The 21,824-nt window shown below is 55.7% G+C and carries 18 protein-coding genes; 9 read left to right on the top strand and 9 right to left on the bottom strand.

Translation table 11 applies throughout. The features are described from left to right. Window positions 1–12: 12 nt before the first annotated feature. The 4 genes from JYE50_RS02710 to acpS all read right to left on the bottom strand — a co-directional run bounded on the left by JYE50_RS02710 (window position 13) and on the right by acpS (window position 4,111). Window positions 13–759 (bottom strand): class I SAM-dependent DNA methyltransferase, encoded by a 747-nt coding sequence (locus JYE50_RS02710; RefSeq protein ID WP_084094224.1) that lies wholly within the window; start codon window positions 757–759, stop codon window positions 13–15. A 2-nt stretch (window positions 760–761) separates the two neighbouring features. Beyond that, window positions 762–1,799 carry a DUF624 domain-containing protein gene (locus JYE50_RS02705; protein WP_084094223.1) on the bottom strand — a complete coding sequence of 346 codons (1,038 nt, stop codon included), beginning with the start codon at window positions 1,797–1,799 and terminating at the stop codon, window positions 762–764. 87 nt (window positions 1,800–1,886) lie between these two features. After that, on the bottom strand, window positions 1,887–3,605 hold the full coding sequence (locus tag JYE50_RS02700) for a phospho-sugar mutase (RefSeq protein WP_084094221.1): 1,719 nt from the start codon (window positions 3,603–3,605) through the stop codon (window positions 1,887–1,889). Window positions 3,606–3,745: 140 nt separating this feature from the next. Next, window positions 3,746–4,111, bottom strand: coding sequence for a holo-ACP synthase (gene acpS, locus JYE50_RS02695; protein ID WP_084094219.1), 366 nt, complete (start codon window positions 4,109–4,111; stop codon window positions 3,746–3,748). Window positions 4,112–4,314: 203 nt separating this feature from the next. Here acpS and JYE50_RS02690 point away from each other — a divergent pair, with 203 nt between their 5' ends. The 3 genes from JYE50_RS02690 to JYE50_RS02680 all read left to right on the top strand — a co-directional run bounded on the left by JYE50_RS02690 (window position 4,315) and on the right by JYE50_RS02680 (window position 8,853). Then, window positions 4,315–5,259 (top strand): AAA family ATPase, encoded by a 945-nt coding sequence (locus JYE50_RS02690; protein ID WP_084094216.1) that lies wholly within the window; start codon window positions 4,315–4,317, stop codon window positions 5,257–5,259. Beyond that, entirely contained in the window at window positions 5,256–6,407 is a 1,152-nt protein-coding gene (locus JYE50_RS02685; RefSeq protein ID WP_084094213.1) for a DUF58 domain-containing protein, read from the top strand. The genes JYE50_RS02690 and JYE50_RS02685 overlap by 4 nt, the downstream gene beginning before the upstream one ends. Before the next feature lie 205 nt (window positions 6,408–6,612). Then, complete coding sequence (locus tag JYE50_RS02680) at window positions 6,613–8,853, top strand: transglutaminase-like domain-containing protein (RefSeq protein ID WP_179138166.1); 2,241 nt, start codon at window positions 6,613–6,615, stop codon at window positions 8,851–8,853. A 570-nt stretch (window positions 8,854–9,423) separates the two neighbouring features. Here the strand turns inward: JYE50_RS02680 and JYE50_RS02675 are convergent. From JYE50_RS02675 to JYE50_RS02660, 4 genes are all read right to left on the bottom strand, one after another. Next, window positions 9,424–10,065 (bottom strand): MBL fold metallo-hydrolase, encoded by a 642-nt coding sequence (locus JYE50_RS02675; protein ID WP_084094209.1) that lies wholly within the window; start codon window positions 10,063–10,065, stop codon window positions 9,424–9,426. 6 nt (window positions 10,066–10,071) lie between these two features. Further along, window positions 10,072–10,557, bottom strand: coding sequence for a hypothetical protein (locus JYE50_RS02670; protein ID WP_084094207.1), 486 nt, complete (start codon window positions 10,555–10,557; stop codon window positions 10,072–10,074). Continuing rightward, the gene (locus JYE50_RS02665; RefSeq protein ID WP_084094205.1) at window positions 10,547–11,860 is read right to left on the bottom strand and encodes a CapA family protein; all 1,314 of its coding nucleotides are present in this window, start codon (window positions 11,858–11,860) and stop codon (window positions 10,547–10,549) included. Before JYE50_RS02665 ends, JYE50_RS02670 begins: the two co-directional genes overlap by 11 nt. Before the next feature lie 271 nt (window positions 11,861–12,131). Further along, on the bottom strand, window positions 12,132–16,001 hold the full coding sequence (locus tag JYE50_RS02660; RefSeq protein WP_179138165.1) for an SH3 domain-containing protein: 3,870 nt from the start codon (window positions 15,999–16,001) through the stop codon (window positions 12,132–12,134). Window positions 16,002–16,209: 208 nt separating this feature from the next. Between JYE50_RS02660 and JYE50_RS02655 the strand changes: the two genes are divergently transcribed. Continuing rightward, the gene (locus JYE50_RS02655; protein ID WP_084094204.1) at window positions 16,210–16,836 is read left to right on the top strand and encodes a GNAT family N-acetyltransferase; all 627 of its coding nucleotides are present in this window, start codon (window positions 16,210–16,212) and stop codon (window positions 16,834–16,836) included. Here the strand turns inward: JYE50_RS02655 and JYE50_RS02650 are convergent. Beyond that, window positions 16,827–17,441, bottom strand: coding sequence for a flavin reductase family protein (locus JYE50_RS02650; RefSeq protein WP_366212089.1), 615 nt, complete (start codon window positions 17,439–17,441; stop codon window positions 16,827–16,829). The genes JYE50_RS02655 and JYE50_RS02650 overlap by 10 nt on opposite strands. Window positions 17,442–17,530: 89 nt before the next feature. Here JYE50_RS02650 and JYE50_RS02645 point away from each other — a divergent pair, with 89 nt between their 5' ends. Genes JYE50_RS02645 through truA form a run of 5 tightly spaced genes read left to right on the top strand, consistent with a single transcriptional unit; the run spans window position 17,531 to window position 21,779 of the window. After that, entirely contained in the window at window positions 17,531–18,466 is a 936-nt protein-coding gene (locus JYE50_RS02645; protein WP_084094202.1) for a metallophosphoesterase, read from the top strand. Between the two features lie 40 nt (window positions 18,467–18,506). Then, complete coding sequence (locus JYE50_RS02640) at window positions 18,507–19,361, top strand: energy-coupling factor transporter ATPase (protein WP_084094201.1); 855 nt, start codon at window positions 18,507–18,509, stop codon at window positions 19,359–19,361. Then, on the top strand, window positions 19,337–20,200 hold the full coding sequence (locus JYE50_RS02635) for an energy-coupling factor transporter ATPase (protein WP_084094199.1): 864 nt from the start codon (window positions 19,337–19,339) through the stop codon (window positions 20,198–20,200). Before JYE50_RS02640 ends, JYE50_RS02635 begins: the two co-directional genes overlap by 25 nt. After that, on the top strand, window positions 20,194–20,997 hold the full coding sequence (locus JYE50_RS02630) for an energy-coupling factor transporter transmembrane component T family protein (RefSeq protein WP_143763470.1): 804 nt from the start codon (window positions 20,194–20,196) through the stop codon (window positions 20,995–20,997). Before JYE50_RS02635 ends, JYE50_RS02630 begins: the two co-directional genes overlap by 7 nt. Beyond that, a complete protein-coding gene (gene truA, locus JYE50_RS02625; protein ID WP_179138164.1) occupies window positions 20,994–21,779 on the top strand; it encodes a tRNA pseudouridine(38-40) synthase TruA in 786 nt (261 codons plus the stop codon). Before JYE50_RS02630 ends, truA begins: the two co-directional genes overlap by 4 nt. Window positions 21,780–21,824: the final 45 nt, after the last annotated feature.

Raw genomic sequence — 21,824 nt, 5'->3', positions numbered from 1 at the left:
TCCTGTGAAACATCATTTCACAGGATTGGTAGCCGCTATATGCCACCTTTGATCCTGTTCCCGGATCGCGTTCAGCGAACCCTCGGAATACATGCACACAGCCCGGAATCCGGCCTGCCAGAGGATCCCCTTCAGCGTTTCCGCGTCCCAGGCTTTCTGCGTCTGGTGTTCTTCCATCCTGCGGTACCTGCCGTCCTTTTCCCTGATGAAAAAGCACAGGTCCAGGTCAACCGTCCTGGACCGCTCATGCCAGGTGTTCTGCCACAGGTACGTGATATCTTCCCTGTCTTCACACATCAGTCCGGCACACAGGATGTTCTTCAGCTTGTGGGGGGTGGAAACGTCAAAGATCAGCGCTCCTCCCGGTACAATTGACCGCTTTGCGGCCCTGAAAAAGCTCAGCAGGTCTTCTTCTGTCAGCAGGTAATTAACGCCGTCACAGGTAGCCAGTACGGCGTCAACAGGTCTGTGAAGGTTCAGGCTTCGCATATCCTGCTGTACAAAAGGAATGGCGATTCCGTTTTTCCTGGCTTTTTGGGCGGCCTGCCAGAGCATTTCCCGGCTCAGGTCAACCCCTGTCATCTGAAAACCCCTGCGCTGCAGCGGCAGGGTCAGGCTGCCGGTGCCGCAGGCGCATTCACATACTTTTCCGCCTCTTATGCCGTAAATCGAAAGCAGGCGGGTGTAATGATCCGCCCAGCCTTCGTAGTCAACGTCATTCATCAGTTCATCATAGAGTTCAGCAAATCCCTCGTACATGGTCAGTTATCTGTTTCCCCTTCCGCGTCTGCGTTTTCTTCATCCTCATCCTCTTCCGGTGTGTAAATGCCCTGGTTGACCTTGGCGCCTTCGATCCGGGGATTGATGAAACGGTCAAATACCGCGTTCGTATAGCTGGCGGTGATAAAGCGGCTGATGGCAAAGCCAATCAGCGCGTAATACGCGAAAAGGATCAGCATACCGATCATCGGATTCCAGAACCAGATCAATGCGGCCCCGATCAGTGCAGGCACGCAGTGCAGCAGACGGATCCCGACGCTCATGGGCAGCCGGGCAACGCCCAGCAGCAGGCCGTTGCGGATGATATCCTTTGTTTTAAGCTTGTAGGTCACGGTCAGCGGATGCATATAGGTAATGCTGATGGACCAGATGATTACGACCAGCACAACCAGCACCTGCGGAACAATCATAATGATGTCCTGTGCCGACAGGTTGCCGTAAAACTTCCATCCCACATAACCTGCCAGCGGCAGGATGGAGGTAATTGCGGAAAGCACCAGGGCCTGTTTCCAGTTTTCCTTTACTGCGTCCTTGAAATCCGACCAGATGAATGCGTGTTCATCCCGTGCCCAGTTCCGCGTAACATAACTGAGTCCGGCGGTAAACGGTCCGGTAATCGCCAGGCAGGGAATCAGCCAGACCAGCATGCGGAACAGTTCGTTATCCATGAGGTCGCCGGCGTTGATCCCGGAGTTCCTCAGTTCATTGTACTGTTCCTCCGTGACAGCGACCTCCTGTCCGTTCTCTTTCACCATTTCCGCATAGGAGGCATAGTCATTTTCCTCCATGATCATCAGGTTGGATGTGTTGGAGATAATATTGGTAAAGAAGAACATCATCACGATCATAGCCGGCAGAAAGATGAGCATATACATCAGGTTGATCCTGCACAGACCGCTCAGCCGGGTTTTCAGCGTATCAAGAAAAAGCTGGCGCCGGTTCTGCGGCAGGTCCTCCTTGCGGAAATCTCCTTTTCCGCTTTTTCCGTAGTAATAGTTGTTCATAAATCTGCCAAACATACTGGTCTCTCTCCCTTATTCTGGGAACCCTGACGGGTTCCCAAAAGTATTAATTGTTCATTGTTAATTGTTCATTGTTCATTGTTTTTACGCCATCATCGCTTTGGCTGCTTCGCAGAGCGCCGCGTTGATTGACTCAGCCTCAGCCTTTTCCGGAGCATTGCTGTTCACATACAGTTTGATCTTCGGTTCCGTTCCGGATGGCCGGACACAGACCCAGTTGCCGCCTTCCAGTTCAAAATACAGAACATCGGATACCGGCAGGCCTGTGGGCTCCTCACGGCCGTTTTCGGTACGGGTTCCCTTCAGATAATCGCGTACGGCCGTGATCTTCAGGCCCGCGATTTCCTTCGGCGGCTGCGCGCGAAGGCCGCCCATGATCTCCTTGATCCTGGCCAGTCCGTCCTTACCGGGAAGCGTGGTGGAAACCACGTTGTTCACATAGTATCCGTATTCCTTGAATATCTGCTGGATCCGGTCATAGAACGTGATCCCTTCTGCCATGCAGGCGCATGCCACTTCACTGACCAGCAGGCTGGCGTTCACGCCGTCCTTGTCCCGCACGAAGGTGCTGGAAAGGAATCCGTAGCTTTCCTCGAAGCCGAACAGGAAGGTATGGTCTCCCTTGTCCATGAACTGCTGGATCTTTTCGCCGATGAATTTGAAGCCCGTCAGCGTTTCAAAGATCGAAATACCGAAGCTTTCGCAGATTTTGTTGGCCAGGCTCGTTGTCACGATGCTCTTAACCGCGGCACCGTCCTTCGGCAGTGTTCCTGCCTTCTTTTTGCTGGAAAGGATATAGTGCAGCAGTACGCAGCCAATCTGGTTGCCGCTCAGCAGATGCCATTCGCCCTTGCCGTCTTTCACCGCAACACCCAGCCGGTCGCAATCCGGGTCCGTCGCGAAGATCACGTTCGCGTCCACTTCCGCTGCCAGCTTGAAAGCCATTTCATAGGCCCCCGGATCTTCCGGGTTGGGAACCTTGATCGTGCTGAAGTTGGGATCAGGCATTTCCTGTTCCTTTACAACCGCCACATTGGTCAGGCCGATTTCTTTCAGCAGCCTCCTGACCGGAACATTTCCGCTTCCGTGCAGGGGTGTATAGACGATATGCAGTTTGGATCCTTCAGACCGGAGCAGTTCCGGATTGATGCTCAGGGTTTTGATCTGTGCGATATAATCGTCATCCACTTCCTTGTTACCGATCATCTTCAGCAGACCGTTGTCCAGGGCCTTCTTTTCATCCATCAGCACACAGTCAGTATACTTTGTTGCCCGGATGATCCGGGTAATGCCTTCCGCGGCTTCCGGGCCCACCTGTGCGCCGTCCTCGCCGTAAACCTTGTAGCCGTTGTACTGGGGCGGATTATGGCTTGCCGTGATCACAACGCCTGCCGCGGCGTTCAGGTGGCGTACAGCATAGCTGAGCACCGGCACAGGCCTGAGCGCGTCAAACAGGAAGGCAGGAACACCCTCCGCGCAGAGCACCAGCGCAGTATCCTTTGCGAATTCAGCGCTGCAGCGCCGGCTGTCGTACGCGATAACGACGCCGCGCTTCGCGTTTTCCGGGTTTTCGAGCAGATATCCGGCCAGGCCCTTTGTAGCCCTGCGGACGTTGTATTTGTTCATCCTGTTGGTTCCGGCGCCGAGCACGCCGCGCATTCCCGCGGTGCCGAAGCTCAGGTCCGTATAGAATCGGTCTTCCAGTTCCTTTTCATCATTCCGGATTGCCTCCAGCTCCCGGACCGTTTCCGGATCGTTGGCAAAATCCTGCAGCCACTGATGATAGTTTTCAAGGATCGTCATACCATTACCGCCTTTCTTTCTGTTGCCTGCGGTTTGCCTGTACGCTGTTTACGCACAGATATCTACATTATAATTATAGTTTTTTTCATTCTTCTTGACAAGCAAAAACCACAGGAACCCGGAGGAATCAGGTTCCCCTGTCATTCCTGTCCTTCACGGATACAGACGGCTGCCGCCATCCCGCCGTCATGGGACACGGAAAGATGAAACCGGTCCCCGCCCGCGAGCTGTTCCACGCGTCCCGACAGTGTATATCCGGGCCGTCCGGCCTCATCATGACGGACACTGACATCCTTCAGGTCAAAAGCGATTCCTGTGCCAAGTGCTTTGGCAAGCGCTTCTTTCGCTGCAAACAGCCCTGCCAGCGTCTGGGCGGCACATTTTCCTTTTGAGTGGATGTAGCTGACTTCATCCGATGTAAAAAAACGGTTCAGGAACCGTTCGTCTGTCAGTTTTCCTTCCATTCTGGAGATCTCACACAGGTCCAGTCCAACGCCTTTGATCATCCTGCAGCGCTCCTTTATTTTCAATCCTTCTATCGGCCTATACTGCATTGCGTGGTTTGCTCTTCCGAATCATACCACACCTTGCGGTTTTCAGCAATTAAAGGTATAATATGCCTGTTATATACGCATCACGGAATCCGTTTTCTGACTTCAGATCATTCTGAATGCTGAATTCTGAATTCTGAAATGACTCGGAGGTCCCTATGATCAATCCCGGCAGAATGATCCTTGCACTTCAGCAGAACATCGGCAAAGCCGTTGTCGGCAAGGAAGAAGCTATTGAATATGCCCTCATTGCCCTGCTTTGCAAAGGCCATGTCCTGATTGAAGATGTTCCCGGTGTCGGTAAAACAACACTTGCCAGTTCTCTTGCCCGTTCTCTGGATTGTTCGTTCCGCCGGATTCAGTTCACCCCGGACCTGATGCCGTCAGACGTTACCGGTTTCACCCTGGTCAATTTCCAGACCGGTGAAATGGAATATAAAGAGGGCGCTGTCATGAGCCAGATCGTCCTGGCGGACGAGATCAACCGGACGAGCCCCAAAACCCAGTCCGCCCTTCTGGAGGTCATGGAAGAGCACCAGGTCACCGTGGACGGCGTGACCCATCCGCTCCCCCAGCCTTTTATTGTCCTGGCTACCCAAAACCCGGGCGAATTCGTCGGTACCTATCCCCTGCCTGAAGCGCAGGTTGACCGTTTCTTCCTGCGGATCTCCGTGGGTTATCCCACCATCGAGCAGGAAATGGACGTCCTGGAGCGCTACAGCGGTACCGTTGTTCCCATCACCACCATTGAGCCTATCTGTTCCGCGCAGGATGTCCTTGCCATGCAGGAACAGGTCACCACGGTCTATTGCTCACCGGAAGTCCGGAATTATGTGGCCTCCCTGGCCGCTGCCACGCGGAGTGATCCCGCCTTCTCCCTCGGTGCTTCCACCCGTGCAGCCATTGCCCTGATCCGCGGAGCACAGGCCTGTGCCATGCTGGATGACCGTGATTTTGTCCTGCCCGAAGATGTACAGCACATGTTCCTGCCCGTCATGGCACACCGGATGATCCTGTCACCGGAAGCAAAAATGAAAGGCATCCCTGTTGAGCAGTTCCTGCTGACCATTCTGCAAAATACTTCCGTACCGGTTAAATTATGAAGCTGAAACTGACACTTCCCCTTGCGGTTTTCCTGATGCTGCTGACGGTTGCCCTTTGCACCGGCAGTCAGCTTTTTTTACTGCTTTCCATTCTGATCCTGCTGGTTGTCGCCGCGGCTTTTATTGCGGTGTTCTGGGCTTCCGCCACCCTTACGGTAGACGGCCAGCTTTCAGGGGAAACAGTGTACCGCGGGGATGACGTGGTACTTTCCCTTCGCGTGCATCACCGCGGGCTTCTGCCTGTCGCTCCGCTGCTTCTGGAGCTCACCGATCCCTCCGGAAACAGGGAGCGGGATATCCGCCTGAAAAACATGCCTAACAAGGTTCAGAGCATGAGGCTTCCCATTCACGCCGCCCATGTCGGTGTGTTTTCAGTCGGCCTTCATTCCTGTACCGTGGAGGATCTCCTGGGCCTCGTCCGGAAAAAGGTTCCTTTTCAGAAGACCTCTTTTGAGCTTCTGGTACTGCCCCGTACTTTTGATATTGAACCGCTGAAGCTCGCGCCCGGGGATCCCGGAAGCGAACTCATGGCCCGGGCCACGGAAGATCTTAGTGCGCCGTCTGATGTGCGGAATTACCAGCCGGGCGACGCGATGAAGAAGATCCACTGGAAGCTGTCCCTGCGCAAACGGGAGCTTATGGTGCGCAAGTTCGATGAGCCGATCCTCCAGGATGTGCTGATTCTGATGGACTGTTCCCGTCCGCCCTCCTGGGGCCATCCTCAGGCGGAAGCGGACCTGCGGGACACCCTGCTGGAAACCGCCGCCTCTGTACTGACCGCCCAGCTTTCCACCGATCACCAGTTCCGTCTTCCGCTTCTGGGAAGTCATCCGGTGGACGTGGTAAAAACCATGGGTCTTCCCATTGCCATGGATTATCTTTCCAGGGTGGACTTTTCTGAAACAGACCGTTTCGAGCGGGTGCTTGCCATAGAAAGCAGCCGTTTGCGGAAGGTCGGTTGTGTGGTGATCATCTCAGCCCGCCTGAATATCCCCATGGTGGACATCATGATCCGCATTCACCGTGCGGGCCCGAATATCCGCCTCTACCTGGTCACCTTCGCGCCGGACGATGAGAACGTCCTTCCGCTGATCGGCCGCCTTCGCCAGGCTTCTATCGAGGTTTCGTATGTGACGCCGGATCTCTGATCCGGGCGTCACACAGAAACCTCTAAACTGACATCCAACGGATGTCATCCCGTGCGTAGTCGAGGGATCTCCCCGGCCGCAGCCGATTATTGATTCAAAGAATGGCGCAGCCATTCATCCGCAATTATTCATTCTTCATTCTTCATTTTTCATTATGCAGAATGCATTCCGCATTCTGCATTACCGAAAAGGGGGGTCGCCTGCCATGAGTGAAACAGTCCGCTCACGCCTGGTTCATGCGCTGCTGTCCATGCTGCTGGCAGTCGGCCTGCTGCTGCCCCTGCTGGGTATTCTTGATTCAGCGCTGGTTTCTCCCCTGGTTCTTCTTCCGGTCGCTGTCGTTATTCTGATTTTTGAGCTTTCTTCCATCAACCGCATAACCAGGCTCGCCGCTGCCGGTGTCTCAGCAGTTCTTCTGCTGCTTTGGCTGTTTGCCATGGGCGGTATGCTGACCGTATCGGATGTGGTCATGGCCGTTGTGCTCCGGTTCAATGGGATTCTTTCCGCCGTACCGCTCGTCTCTACACCCGCCGCGATCATCCTGACCATTGTGGTTACGCTGGTCAGCTGTTTTGCCTGCCTGCGGAACGCTTCGATCCTGCCGGCAACACTCCTCTGCTTTGGTATGATCCTCCTGATCTACCTTACAGCCTCAGAGCAGGTTATTCCGATGTTCCTGCCCGCGCTGGCAGCCTTGCTGCTGCTCCTGATGACAGAGCGGTTTCCTGAAACACCTCTTCCTCACCTGCTGCCCTTTGCCGCCCTGCTGGTTGTCCTCGCTTTCCTGCTGGCCGGCAATGGTACCGGCCAGAATGCCCTCCGGCAAAAGGCGGACGAGCTTCGCCAGGCTGTTCTGGACAGGCTCTTCTTTACGGAGCCCCGGGACGTTTTCTCGCTGCGCAGGGATGGCTATTATCCCCAGGGGCAGGATCAGCTGGGCGGAAAGCCCAATCCGAAAGACGATCCTGTGATGATCGTTTCCACGCCCCGGAATGTTTATCTCCGCGGTGTTATCCTGAATGATTATACCGGCCGCAAATGGCAGAACACCACCGGTGCCCGGCGTTATCTCCGTCAGTCGGCACGCCTGGCATCGATGCGTGAAGCGTTGTTTGATGAAAATCTGCCATCGCCGTCTGTCCGTAACGCGCTGTGTGAACCGGTCACTGTATCAGTTCGTATGCTCAGTGAAAGCGCCTCTACGCTTTTTGTTCCCCAGCGGGTCCGGGAGCTTTATCCCGGCGGCGACCTTGTTCCCTATTTTTCCAACTCTTCTGAACTCTTCATCACCCGCAACCTGAAACCAGATGATACTTACAGTGTGTCAGCGCCGCTTTTCCAGGCCGGCGATCCGGGTCTCGGTACCCTGATTGAGGTTTGTTCCACGCTGGAAGACAGTGCCTACAGTGATATTGTGGATACCTACACTGTTCTTCCGAACCATCTGGAGGAACCTGTCTACGCGATCGCTGTGGAAGTATCGTCCATAAAAGCTTCTCCCTATGAGAAGGCGCTTGCGCTTCAGTCCTGGCTGGCCCGTAACTGCCGGTACACGCTGGATGTGGAGCCCCAGTCCGCCAATGATGATTTTGTGACCCATTTCCTTTTGGATACCCGGGAAGGCTACTGTACCCATTTTGCTTCCGCCATGACCGTGCTCTGCCGTATGATCGGTCTGCCGGCCCGATATATTGAGGGGTATCTCGCGGAACCGGATGAGGACGGCAACGCGCTTGTCACCGGCCTTTCCGCCCACGCCTGGACCGAAGTCTATTTCAGCGGTTTTGGCTGGCTCACCTTTGACGCGACTCCCCGGCGCAGCGGAAACAACAATTCGGACAACAACAATAATGCCGATTCTTCCGATTCGCCTTCCGCGCCCCCCACCGAAAACACGCCTGAACCTACCCCGGAACCCACGCCCGATCCTTCACAGGATCCTCAGCAGGATCCTCCGCAGAATTCCCCCGAACCGCCGCCGGAAACTCCTGAACCGGAGTCTTCTCCCCAGGATACTGCTTCCGGTTCTTCGGCCTGGTTCTGGATCCTTCTGCTTTTGCTTATCGCGGCTGCTGCGCTCCGGATCTGGCTGACCTCTCCCGTTACCCGCGCCAAACGCGCCGGCAGCGAAATGGAACGTTTTGATATCTGGACACAGGAGATCTCTGATCTCCTCAGCGCAGAAAACCTGACCCGCCGGAAGGGCGAAACCCCGATGGCTTTCGGACGCAGGATTGATCGCACCGCCCGTTTCGGGGTTTCCCTGAATACCGTCTGTGAATGTATCTCCCTGATCCGATATTCCCGTTCTTCCGCCACGGATACGGATACGGGCCTTGTCCGGGATTCGTCTGTCCTGCTGAAATCAGAGCTCAGCCGGCCCGCCCTTGCCCGCTACTTCTTCCGCCGCATCTTTGTTCCTGTCAAAAAGAGGCTGTCGCTTTAAAGCGATCGGCCTCTTTTATCTCTAAACTCTTCACTGCCGAAAGCCTCGCTTTCGGCAACTCTAAACTGTTCACTCATCACTATTTACTCAAAAACGGCACCTGTCAGTGCCGTTTTACCCGCCTTTTGGCCAGCGCAGCATCTTCATATTTGCGTCAGCAAATATCCCGTGCGAAGCACAGTAATTCACACATGCCCGTGGAGCGAAGGAAGCGGTAGCCCAGTGGGCGAACCTCTGAGGGCAGCCAGTGGCTGAAATTCCGTCAGAGGTGAGGTCATCTGAAAAGGAGCAATCTCCCCAGTGGGGAGTTGCGACTATTGAAGATGCGGAACTATCCTGCATAGCAGGAAGCCACCTGGAGTCCTGTCGCGCGCGGTGCGCGAGGCGGGAATTCCGCCCGCGGTGCGTGTGCGTTTCCTTACCGAAACAAGTAATGCGAACCGCTCCAAGGGAGCAGTACGTCGATTGAGGATGCGGATGCAAATATTTCCCATCGGCCGATTCATCGGCCGATATTTCACATTTCAAAGCAATTACATTGCTTTGAAATATTTCATTGGATCGTTTTGTTTATTTGAACAAAACGATCCTCGGCTGGCATTCCATATCCTTCTTCGCGATTCGCAGTGCTTCCGCTCCCTCACAGATCACACCGGGATCATACAGGGCTGTAAACGCTTCAGGACCTGAGATCGGCCAGTCTTTGTTATATTCCGTTTTATAGTGCATCGGCAGGATAATGCGGGCGTTCAGCTGTTCTGCCGTCTTTTGGGCCATTTCAGCGTCAATCGTATAGAACCCGCCCACAGGAATCATCAGCACATCCGGATTTTTCAGTGTCGCCAGCTGATCCTGGTTCAGCTCGCATCCCAGGTCGCCCAGGTGAACAATCCGCAGTCCTTCCGTTTCGATCAGGAACAACAGGGTCTCTCCCCTTTTGCTTCCGCCCGCGTCATCATGAAAAGCGCGGATAGCGGTCACCTTCACGTCCGGTTCCGGACGAAATACACCGTCCGTGTCTATGATCCTGGGTTTCCCCGTCAGGTTTTCCACCGCGTCATGATCATGGTGATGATGGGAAACCAGGGCAATATCTGCTGCTGTTTTATAAAGCGGATAACCGCAGCGGGCATCATAGGGATCTGTAACGATACGGACTCCGTTCTCATTCTCGATCAGGAATTCCGCGTGGCCGGGATGCTGGATAAACATAATGCTTTATTCCTTTCTGTCAGAGAAATATGCCGGATTTATCGCCGGAAGCGGTTCTCCTTTCCGCAGGCGTTCCGCCCAGCTGTGATGCAGGGCGGCGCATGCGGTTTCAAAGGCTTTTTCGCCCTCTTCCGCTGCTTTGATCAGGATACACTCTACGCTTTCCGCGTCTGTACCGGAATTCCCCGGATGACGTTCAAGCAGGCTGCGGCAGCAGGCTGCTTCCGGTCCGAACGGACCTTCGTACCAGTTGGCCGGCGGTTCATATGAGGCTTTCCTCATCTGAATCCATCCGTCGTCTTCCATGGTTTCCCATCCGTTTTCCGTCAGTGTTTCCAGGAAGCGCTTTTTCTCCGTTTCCCGGCACAGTGCGGGAAGATCGGTGGCATACAGCCAGTCAGGCAGCAGGCTCCTGCGGATCACCGGCATCCTGTCAGTTTCCGTTCGTGACAGGGTATCCTTCAGTTCCTGCCTGAAAGCGTTAATCAGCATTCTCCTGTCCTCTGACTGTCATGGGTGAGTTTTTCAGGATAGATTGTACCGTTTCAGCCGATTGGCTCATTTTTTTACGCTGATCATTGTCCATACCGTCCGGCACACTGCCGTTGGATGCGATACAGCGGTAGTAGTACCGGCCGTCCTGCTTGTATTTCCAGGTATAGACCGGCGTGTACTCCGGTCCGAGAATCAGGGCACCGCCTTTTCCGTCGCTCCGGACTGTCACATGGAGCAGGTAACCGGACAGATGTTTGATATTGCCCCTGTCGCCGCCCAAAAGGGTTCCCAGGCTCCATACGCACAGGACAGAGCTTCCGTCTTTTTCGGTGATATATTCAGCTGACTGCGGGACATGACTTCCGTTTCCGACAATCAGGTCAGCGCCCGCCTGGGCGATACCCGCGGCCAGTTCCTTCTGCGTCCGGTCAGGTTCTTTCCCGTTCTTGCCCCAGTTCACCAGGACGATCACCACTTCTGCTCCCTGTTCCCTCGCGGCCGCGATGTCAGCGGAGATCTGTGTCAGATCCGCTTCCGGTACCATACCGGAAGTCTCTTCCTTTACCATGGCTTTCCGGGTTTTGGCAGAGATGGTGGCGGTGTACTGCAGGAACGCGGTTTTTACGCCTCCGGCATTCGTGATCACGGGAGCACTGTCCTCATCCGCGTAACGGATTCCCAGTGCCTTGATTCCCTGTGTGTTCAGCGTATCCAGGGTGGCCTCAATGCCTTCTTTTCCGTTGGAATAGCTTTGTGAAAAGCCGCAGGCTGCCATTCCGAATCCTGCTTCCTTCAGAATTCCGGAAGCTGAGGCAGGCGCGGTATTGTCATTGGCTTTGTGGTTGTCGCTCAGGATGTTCTCCAGGAACACCGCGTTCACATCCGCGTCAATCTGCGGCGCGAGCAGCATCATCACGTCGGCGTAGTCTGTTACCTTGGAATCCGCGTTCCAGCTGTTTTTCCGCACTTCTCCGGACAGGGTGATGCTGCCGCCGATCGTCAGAGTATAACTGTTTTCCTGCTCCTGCGGAACAGGTGTCACGTCATAAACCGGTGGTGCTGTCACCTTTGCGGCTTCCGCCGTTTGTTCCGTTGTTTTTGTCTCTTCTGTCGTCTCACGGGAAGGATCATCCTGCAGTTCGATAACATCGACTTTCTGTTTGTTCAGGTTGATCGAGGCTCCTGAGGAGAGCCTGCCCAGGACCAGTGCTGATCCGCAAAGAACAACAGCCAGCAGTCCCAGCATGAAAACAGTACCGGCGGACATTCTGCGCCGACCGCCTTTTCTTCTGCCTTTCACCCGCTCCCCCTCCTTTCCGTGTTTCAGGTTTTCCTTTTATTTTACGAGAACCGCCAGGAGTGCCGTCAGTACAAAAATCCCTGCAAGCACAACCGCCATGATCCGGGCGCCCAGCTGCCTTCTCGTGGTTTTCCTGTCTGTCATGATTTGAATCTCCTCTCTGCAAACGCGCTTTGGACATTATACCATGGCCCCGTTGAAAAGCAAAGAGGAGGCCGCGTTCAGGCGGCCTCCTCCTGCGATTTGTCACTGTTTTCAGGATCCGCCCCTCTTATGCTTCGGGCTTGTCATCGCCGGAGGCGTCATGGCTCCTGTTCGTCCGTACTCTGCTTTCTCCGTTAGCCGGTTTGAAGCTTGCCGTGTAAGTGGCGTCTTCCCCTGCTTCGGAGCTGGAGTAGCGTCCGTAGGGATTCTGTGTCCCTGTCGTTTTATACTGTTTCGGCGCGTTCTGCCCTTGCGTGGAAGCCGTCGGTGTGGCTTTGGGCTTTGCGGAGCCCGCTGTTCCGGTATAGTTGCCGGTTCTCACCCTTGCCGCGTTCTGCGCGGAAGCGGGCTGGCCGCTTGCCGGGCTTTCCTGCCGCTGACGGGCTTTCTGCTGCTGGGCCACCTTCTTCTGGGCCATTCTCTGGGCGGCCTTACGTTTCCGTTCCCTCTGGGCGTACCAGTAATATCCGCCGCCGCCCGCTGCCGCGAGGATAACTCCGGCCGCGATCCAGCCGCCGGCACCGCCGGTGCTCTGCTCCTGCGGGAACTCGGTGATCTCTTCGGTGGTCACGGGTTCCGGAGATTCAGAAGGCTCTTCTGTGGTCGTGCCCAGTTTGCCCTCAATGTAATCCATCGCCCTGGTCACGGACCCTTCCGGATCCTTGGCGTCTTTATAGAATTTCTCCAGTTCGGTCTTAATGTCTTCACGCTTCAGTTTACCGGTCCGGACCTGGTCGATCAGGGAGTTGACAAACTGGTTGTTCTCAAACTCATTCTCAGCCAGCGGGGCCGGAGTGGCAAAGGGATCGAACGGCTCATAGCTCACGGTGGATCCGGTGGCCGGATTCACCCATTCGCTGACCTTCTGGTCTTCCGCCGACACAACGCCGGAAGGAATACCGGTCGTTGCCGGGTTGGAGCTGCCGTTGCTGCCGGAGTTGTTCTGGCTGCTGTTGCTGTTGTTGATCAGGCCTTCCTGGTACTTGGAGGAAGAGAAGAATTCTTCCGCCTCGCCAACAGTCATCTGCTTGAAGTATTTACCGTTCAGGTATCCTTCCTGGTTGTCATAGGAGACCTTGTACCAGGTTTCGCCGCCGGACTGTACGCTTCCGTAGACAATGAAGAGCGCGTACTTCTTCATCAGCTTGATCCGCCTGGAGCTGGAAGCGGGCTCAGCCCGGAAGTTCACGGCATCTGTGGTTACGTAGCCGTAGCAGCTCATCTCAGTGGGATTATAACTGTACGGAGCGGGAGTTTCGTTCATAACCGGGGTGGTGCCGGGACGGATCAGGCTGGTATAGGCCTGCAGCTCTCCTTCGGAAATCAGCCTCAGCAGGTCAGCTCGTACATAGCCCCACTTCCCGTCATACTCTGCCACATGCCATGCCACACCGTCGATATAGACCTGGCCTGTAACGTAAACCACCTTGTTCACAGCCAGTGTCTCGTTGATGGAGCTGGAGGCTGTCGGCCACTGGCGGACCGGAACACCGTCACCGATGGTGATGGCATATCCTGTCTGCTGATAGGGTTCCTGTGTCGGCGCGGGTACCGGCGTTGCGGTCGGAGCCGCTGTGGGTGTTTCTGTCGGTGCTGCTGTGGGTGTTTCTGTCGGGGCAGCAGTCGGAACCGCGGTAGGCGTCTCTGTCGGAGCGGCAGTCGGCGGTTCCGTGGGCTTTTCAGTCGGTGCCTCTGTGGGAGGCTCTGTCGGAGGTTCCGTCGGAGCCGGTGTATCGGTAGGCGCCACAGTTGGTTCATCCGTTGCCGGAATGGTTACCACTTCAGTAGGAAGTTCCACGTTGGGAACATTTTCGATCGGCACGATGGGCGCGGGGCTGGACTGGGCGCTGTTATAGGCAGCGCTGTCTTCTTCCGTCAGCGCGTCCAGGTATTCCGTCATAATGTACCCTGTCCTGCCGTTTACCTGTGCATAGGTCCATACTTCGCCGGCGCTGTTCTCCTGCGTGTAGATCATATACACGTAGGTGTTCTTGGCCAGCTGGGTCAGTTTGGATGCCTTGGTACTGGGCTCCTTTCGGAAATATACCTTGCTGTTCGTTTTGCCGTAGCAGTTCTGCAGCGAGCCTATCGGAATATCCGGTTCCGGCGTCTCTGTCGGTGCGGTGGTAGGCGTCGCGCTGGGTTCCGGTGTTTTGGTCTCTGCCTCTGCGGCAGGTTCATCGGTTTCCACGTTGACCTCCGCGGGGGTGCCGGCCTCACCGGTTTCATCCGCGTAAACGGGAGGCTCAGTGTTTTCCTCTGCCGGTGCCGGTGTGTCGGTTGCCGGAGCGGGGAACAGTTCCTCTTCTGTCCTTACGGGAGCGGGACTCGGCTGCAGGCTGTCCCAGGCAGTGCTGTCCTCTTCTGTCAGTTCATCCAGGAACTCAGTCTTGATATAGCCCAGCTGTCCGTTGACATCAACATAGGTCCAGCTTTCACCGGCCTTGTTCAGTTCCGCGCGCAGCAGATACACATGCTGGCCTTTGTCCAGCCGTGCGATCAGCTTGCCGTCTTTATCAGGGGAAGCCCTGAAGGCTAGTTTGCCGGCGTTGGTAACGCCGTATCGGTTGATCATAGCCCCTTCGGTAATGACGGGTGCTTCTGTCGGTACTTCCGTAGGAGCTTCCGTCGGTGCCTCGGTGGGAGCTTCCGTCGGTGCTTCCGTGGGCGCTTCAGTCGGCGCCTCCGTAGGTGCTTCGGTAGGAGCTTCCGTGGGTGCCTCAGTCGGTGCTTCCGTCGGGGCTTCAGTCGGAGCTTCCGTCGGCGCCTCGGTCAGGGCCTCGGTAGGTGCCTCCGTCGGAGCTTCGGTCGGGAAGACATCCTCATAGTTATACAGCGGTGCGGGACTGGCCTGTACATTGTTCCACGCGTCACTGTCCTCAGTGGTCAGCACGGTGATGAATTCGCTCATCACATAACCGGTATGGCCTTCCGCTTCAACCAGCGTCCAGTTCTCACCGGCCGCGTTGGTTAATGTATAGATCAGGTAGACCATGGAATTCGGAGCCAGCTCACCGTATTTTCCGGCATCCTTGCTTGGTTCCTTCCGATAGTTGACCTTTTTCGTGATCATGCCGTAGCGGTTGATCATTTCGCCCACAGGCATAACAGGAGCTTCCGTCGGCGCCGCTGTCGGAGCTTCGGTGGGGGCTTCTGTCGGCGCTTCGGTCGGGGCGGATTCCTGTTCAGGTTCAGGAATGAACTCTTCCGTCTCAGGTTCAGAAGGCTGCAGGTACGCGGGCACCTCGGTATTTTCCGTTGCCGGTTCCATATACGACTCTTCCGGGGGTTCCGGTTCAGCGTACGGTTCCTCGTACGGTTCTTCCGGTGTTTCCGGTTCAACGTATGGTTCCACGTACGGTTCATCCGGGGTCTCCGGTTCCACATACGGTTCCACGTACGGTTCTTCCGGAACTTCCGGTTCCACGTACGGTTCTTCCGGAACTTCCGGTTCCACATTCGGCTCTTCCGGGATTTCCGGTTCAATTTCCTGCATGACAGGCTGTTCCGTTACTGTGGAAATATAAAGGTAGAAAACCTCCGTCATGCCGGTTTCCGGATCAGTGGCTGAAACAGGGATGCAGCTCACGCCGTCCATTGTTTCGCCCGCGTCGGTAACTCCTTCCAGGATACTGCCCGGAACGGGGAAATACTCATAGGCATGGGAAGGATGGAATACTGAAAACACCAGGGAATACAGCGGTGCGTCCTGGGAAACATATGCCCAGAAGCATCCTTCACCCGTCTCCGTTTCTCCGGCGGGTGCCGCGTAAACGGTGCGGGTCTCCCCGTTCTCATCAGCCCAGCTGAGGGTGATCTGCAGCTCGCCCCAGTCCATACTTGCGGCGAAGGCCGCCGGCAGGGCAGGAAGAAGCAGCAGCAAAGCAGTCAGCAGTGCCGCGGTTCTTTTCAGGATCCATAGATGCTTGTTTTTCATAATCCGGTCCTCCTGAATCAGAAAATATGAAAAGAACAATTCCCGTTCATTTTACCGCCGTCAGGATACTGTGTCAATGAATCCGGCCGTCCGGCAAACCCGCGCGTTACCGGAAGGAAAAGCACGGGGAACTGTCGAAATTGAAGGAACGTAATCATACATAGAAACGGTTCGGACGTCCGTTTCCTTCCCGGAAGGTTTGTTTGCCATGAGTTTTTTCTGGAATCGATTCCTTGCCGCTCCCGAAAGAGCAGACGGTTTCCAGTCTCCGGCGCAGTTTTTTTACAATCTGCCCCGGCTGGAAACAGAAGACCTGATCCTCCGCAAACCCCTTATGAAGGACGCGAAGGATATCTTTCGTTATGCCTCCGATGAGGAAGTGGCCCGCTATGTGCTTTGGGAACCGCACCGCCGGCTTTCGGAAACCCGGATGTTTGTCCGTAGTCTTCGCAGCCGATGCAGGGCAGGATGGCCCTCTTCCTGGGTTGTTGTGCTCCGTGAAACCGGAACCGTCATCGGAACCATCGGTTTTGTCTGGTATTCTTCTGAAAACAATTCTGCGGAACTGGGCTACAGTTTCTCGCGGGAACACTGGAATCACGGCTATGCCACCCAGGCCCTGAAGGCTGTCACCGATACTCTTTTCCGTTCTCTCCCCCTCAACCGGCTGGAGGCTCAGCACGATGTACGCAACCCCGCCAGCGGCCGGGTCATGCAAAAAAGCGGCTTCGTCCGGGAAGGAACCCTGCGAGGCCGCATACTGAACAAAGGGGAATATGTGGATACCGCGCTGTACGCGTTTCTCCGTTCCGACTGGGAATCCGCTCAGTGGTAAGCGCTCATCCGCCGCTGTAACACGTCTTCCCGCGCGATAGACCATCCGAAAAAGCCAAGTACATCTCCCAGCTTCTGATACAGGCCGTGGCTGTAAGTGATCAGCCCGGCCTTTTCCAGGTGCAGGCTCCCTTTGGCATCCAGGAGATCTTCCCGCACCATAACCGAAACCACCTCACCCAGAAACATGTCATGGCTTCCCAGCTCCAGCACCTGCCGTACTTTGCAGCAGAGACTCACCGGAGCGCCTTTTACAGCGGGAGCAATAGTGAGTCCTTCCGCCTGCATGTATTCGAGGCCGGTTTCCCTGGCTTTGTCTGTATCTCTTCCGCTTTTGACACCGCAGAAATCCACAGCCCGCGCCATTTTCTCATCCGTCAGGTTTACAACAAACTCCCCGGATCCGAGAATCAGCCCGTGGGAATGCCGTTCCTTCCGAACGCTCACGGACACCATCGGCGGTTCGGAATTGACCGTTCCCGCCCAGGCAAGCGTGATCATATTTTTGTTTTCCGGCTGTTCTTTTTCCGCGCAGCTGACCAGCACCACAGGAGTTGGATTCAGCATGGTGGAGGGCGGCAGGATCCGGTACTTCTGCATGTCCATATTCATCTCTCCAGTTCTTGAAGATTCACCGATTTAGTGTATAATAGTTTTGTTATGCAGTCAATGCATTCAGGAAGGAGTTGAAAGGTTTGAACGCTTATCGCGGTAAGCATGTTTCCGCGGCCGCCCGCCGTGCTTCTCCCTCCTTCCATCGCGGCCGTCACCAGGTGCGGTATCCTCATCGCCGCCGCTCCCTGATCATTGGCCTGATCCTGATTGTACTGATCCTGTTATATCCCCTGCTGGAGGCCCGCCTGATCCTGACAGACAGGGTTACCATCCGGTCAGATGACCTTCCTGCGGAAGCGAACAACCTCCGTATTGTTTACCTCAGTGATATCCATTATGGTTTCTGGTTTACAGACGCTGATGTCAGCAGGCTGGTGTCAAAGATCAACAACCTCCGTCCGGATCTGGTACTCCTCGGCGGGGATTACGGCACTGATAATGCTTCCGCTGTTGATTTCTTCGTTTCCCTCCGGAAACAGGGAACCCTTCATTCCCGTTACGGTGTGTACGGTGTCATCGGCGAAATGGACCGGGGTGAATCCGCCGCTGATCTTACAAAGCTGACGGAATCCATGTCCAATGCCGGTGTTACTCCCCTGGTGAACAAGGTCGCGGCTGTTAACGTCGCCTCCAACAGGATCTATATTGCCGGCGTGGATGATTACATTGTCGGCGATCCAAACTTCAGAACAGTTGCCGGTTCTGTATCCGCACAGGATTATGTTATTTTCCTCAGTCATAATCCTTCGGCTATTTCAGACGCGCAGCTGGCCACGGACTCTTCCGGAACACTCGGCTGGTTTGACCTGGGGCTCTTCGGTCACACGCACGGCGGTCAGATGAAGATTTTCGGCTCCCTTCTGGATATCGCGGAAGATGTGCCGGATCGCTACCGCGGCGGCTGGCTGAAGGAAAACCGTGTTGATCTGCTGATCTCCCGGGGTGTAGGTACCATCCTCTACCCCGGCAGGCTTTTCTGCTTCCCCCAGATTCACTACATCACCGTCACCAATTAACCCCTTGAACCAGCGCACTTGATTTCAGAAAGGAATTTCCATGCAGACTGATACCCGCGTTCAGCTGAACAATGTATCCTATACCTATGAAGAGCAGGCTCAGCCTGCTCTTTCCGGCGTCTCCGCTGTTATTCAGCCGGGAGAATTCGTGGCCGTCCTTGGCCACAACGGTTCCGGCAAATCCACCCTGGCCAAGCTCCTGAACGCGCTTTACATTCCCACGGAAGGGAATGTGCTCGTTTGCGGCTACGATACGCGGGAGGAAAAACTCGTCTGGGAGATCCGGCAGCGAGCCGGCATGATTTTTCAGAATCCGGATAACCAGATCGTTGCCACCGTCGTCAAGGAAGATGTTGCGTTCGGTCTGGAAAACCTGGGAGTCCCCACGGAAGAGATGCTTCCCCGGATTGAGAGTTCCCTCTCCGCCGTCCGGATGAGCAAATATGCTGACACTGCGCCCCATATGCTTTCCGGCGGCCAGAAGCAGCGCGTCGCCATCGCCGGAATCCTGGCCATGGAGCCGTCCGTGATCATTGCGGATGAAGCCACCGCCATGCTGGATCCCTCCGGCCGGAAGGAAGTGCTGGAAACCATCCGCACTCTGAATCAGCAGAAAGGGATTACCGTCATCTGGATCACCCACTTTATGGAAGAGGCTGCCCAGGCTGACCGCGTGCTCGTTATAACGGACGGTCAGATCCGTCTGTCCGGTACGCCTGCTGAAGTGTTTGACCGGGTGGATGAAATGCGGGAAATGCATCTGGATGTACCCCATATGACCGCGCTTGCCGCGGAACTCCGTGCCGCCGGCATGCCGCTGAAAACCGGCATCCTGACAGTTGAGGAGCTTGTAGAGGAGGTGGAAAGACTGTGTCCATTGAAGTCAGCCACCTGACCCATTGTTATTCCGAGGGAAGTGCCCTGCGTACTGTTGCCCTGAACGACGTTTCTTTCCGGATTGACGAAGGCGAGTTCATCGGGATCATCGGTCACACCGGCAGCGGCAAATCCACCCTGGTCCAGCATCTGAACGGCCTTTTAAAGCCCTCCTCCGGCCAGGTCCTGATCGATGGTGAGGACCTGAACGGTGAGCATGTAAACCGCCGTGCTCTGCGCCAGCGAATCGGCCTGGTCTTCCAGTATCCGGAATACCAGCTTTTTGAGGAAACTGTCGCGAAGGATATTGCCTTTGGTCCGAAAAACCAGGGTCTCTCTGCTGAGGAGATTTCCGAACGCGTCCATTATGCCATGGACTGTGTCCACCTGAATTATGAGAAATACGCGGAACGGAGTCCTTTTGAGCTCTCCGGCGGCCAGATGCGCCGTGTCGCGATTGCCGGTGTGCTGGCCATGCGTCCTTCTGTTCTCATCCTGGACGAGCCTACTGCCGGCCTTGACCCCCGCGGCAGGGATAAAATCCTGACCATGCTGGAGGAACTCCACGCCCGGGAAAACGTCACCATCATCATGGTTTCCCACAGCATGGATGATATGGCCCGCCTTGCAACCCGCCTGATCGTTATGAGCGAGGGCAAAATTGTCGCTGACGGTCTTCCCCGGGAAATCTTTGCCAGGGAGGATATGATGACCTCCATTGGACTGGATGTCCCCGCTGCCGCGCGCCTGTGCGCACAGCTCCGGGCAAAAGGCTATGACCTGCCCGCGGATCTTTTCAGGCCGGAAGAGCTGAAGGAACAGCTTCTCCGCCTCTGGAAGGAGGGATCCGCGTGCTGAACAATATCACAATGGGCCAGTACTATCCCGTGGACAGTAAGGTCCACCGCCTGGATCCCCGGATCAAGCTGATTCTGACAATTGTCTTCATTGTCATAGTGTTCATGGCAAAAACCTTCCTGGGTTATGCCCTGATCCTTGGCTTTGTCTGGATGACTTCCCGCCTTGCCAACGTCCCCTTCCGCATGCTGCTGAGGGGCCTGAAACCGCTTCGCCTGATCATCATCCTGACTTTCCTGCTGAATCTGTTCTTTACGTCAGGTGATACTGTCTGGATCGAGTTCTGGATCATCCGCATCACAAAGGAAGGCTTCATGCAGGCCGCCTTCTATTCCCTGCGGCTGATGTTCCTGGTCATCGGCACCAGCCTGCTGACCCTGACCACTTCCCCGGTGGCCCTTTCAGACGCCATTGAGATCCTGCTTACGCCCCTGAAAAAGATCCATTTTCCCGCCCACGAACTGGCCATGATGATGACCATCGCCCTTCGTTTTATTCCTACTCTCCTGGAGGAGACGGATAAGATCATGAAGGCACAGATGGCCCGCGGCGCGGATTTTGAAAGCGGAAACCTGATCTCCCGGGCAAAGGCGATGGTACCGCTTCTGGTGCCGCTGTTCGTCAGTGCCTTCCGCCGTGCCGGAGACCTGGCCATGGCCATGGAAAGCCGCTGCTACCACGGCGGTGAGGGACGTACGCGTCTCCGCGTGCTGAAGATCACCCGGAATGACTGGATTGCCTGCGGCGCGATGGCTGTGCTGCTTGGGCTGATTATACTGGAGGGGATCATCTTTTGAAGCGGATCCTGCTGACAGTCGAATATGACGGCACCGCTTATGCCGGCTGGCAGCGGCAGATCAACGGTCTGGCTGTCCAGCAGGTACTGGAGGAGGCGCTCTCTTCCGCCTGCGGTCATCCGGTCACAGTCACCGGCGCTTCCCGTACGGACGCTGGGGTTCACGCGCTGGACCAGAAAGTTCATTTTGATACAGACTGTTCGATTCCGCCGGAAAAGTATCCCTTTGTGCTGAATACGATGCTTCCGCCGGATATCAGGGTGCTGGAAGGCCGGGAGGTTCCCGTGGATTTTCACGCCCGCTTCCTGACTTCCGGGAAAACCTACACCTACCGTATCTGGAATGCCCGCCATGCAAGCGCCCTTCGGCGCAACACCCATTGGCACATTCCTGTCCCGCTTTCGGAGGATCCTGTCCGCTGTGCCCTGGAGACGCTGCCCGGAAAGCATGACTTTGCCGCTTTCCAGGCAGCCGGCGGCACCGCGAAAACCACCATCCGCACGTTACGCTCTGTTGATCTGGAGATTCACGGAAATGAGTGGATCCTGACCGTCAGCGGCGATGCTTTCCTTTATAATATGGTCCGCATCATTGCGGGAACCGTTGCGGAGATCGGCCTTGGCAGGCTGAAACCGGATGCCTTTGAAACCGCTTTCCGGACGCTGGACCGCCTGGCTCTCGGGATGACGGCTCCTGCCCACGGTCTCGAACTGACCCAGGTCCGTTATCCTGATGCCGCCTTCACCGATCCCGCTTCACTTCGCTGGCATGATCCGGACTGAAAGCCCGGATCGACTCTTCACTGTTCCTCAAATGAAAGAATGGCG

Source organism: Aristaeella lactis, from assembly GCF_018118585.1.
Lineage (GTDB): Bacteria > Bacillota > Clostridia > Christensenellales > Aristaeellaceae > Aristaeella > Aristaeella lactis.
The sequence above is the reverse complement of the archived record's forward strand: the minus strand, read 5'-3'. Positions and strand labels throughout refer to the sequence as shown.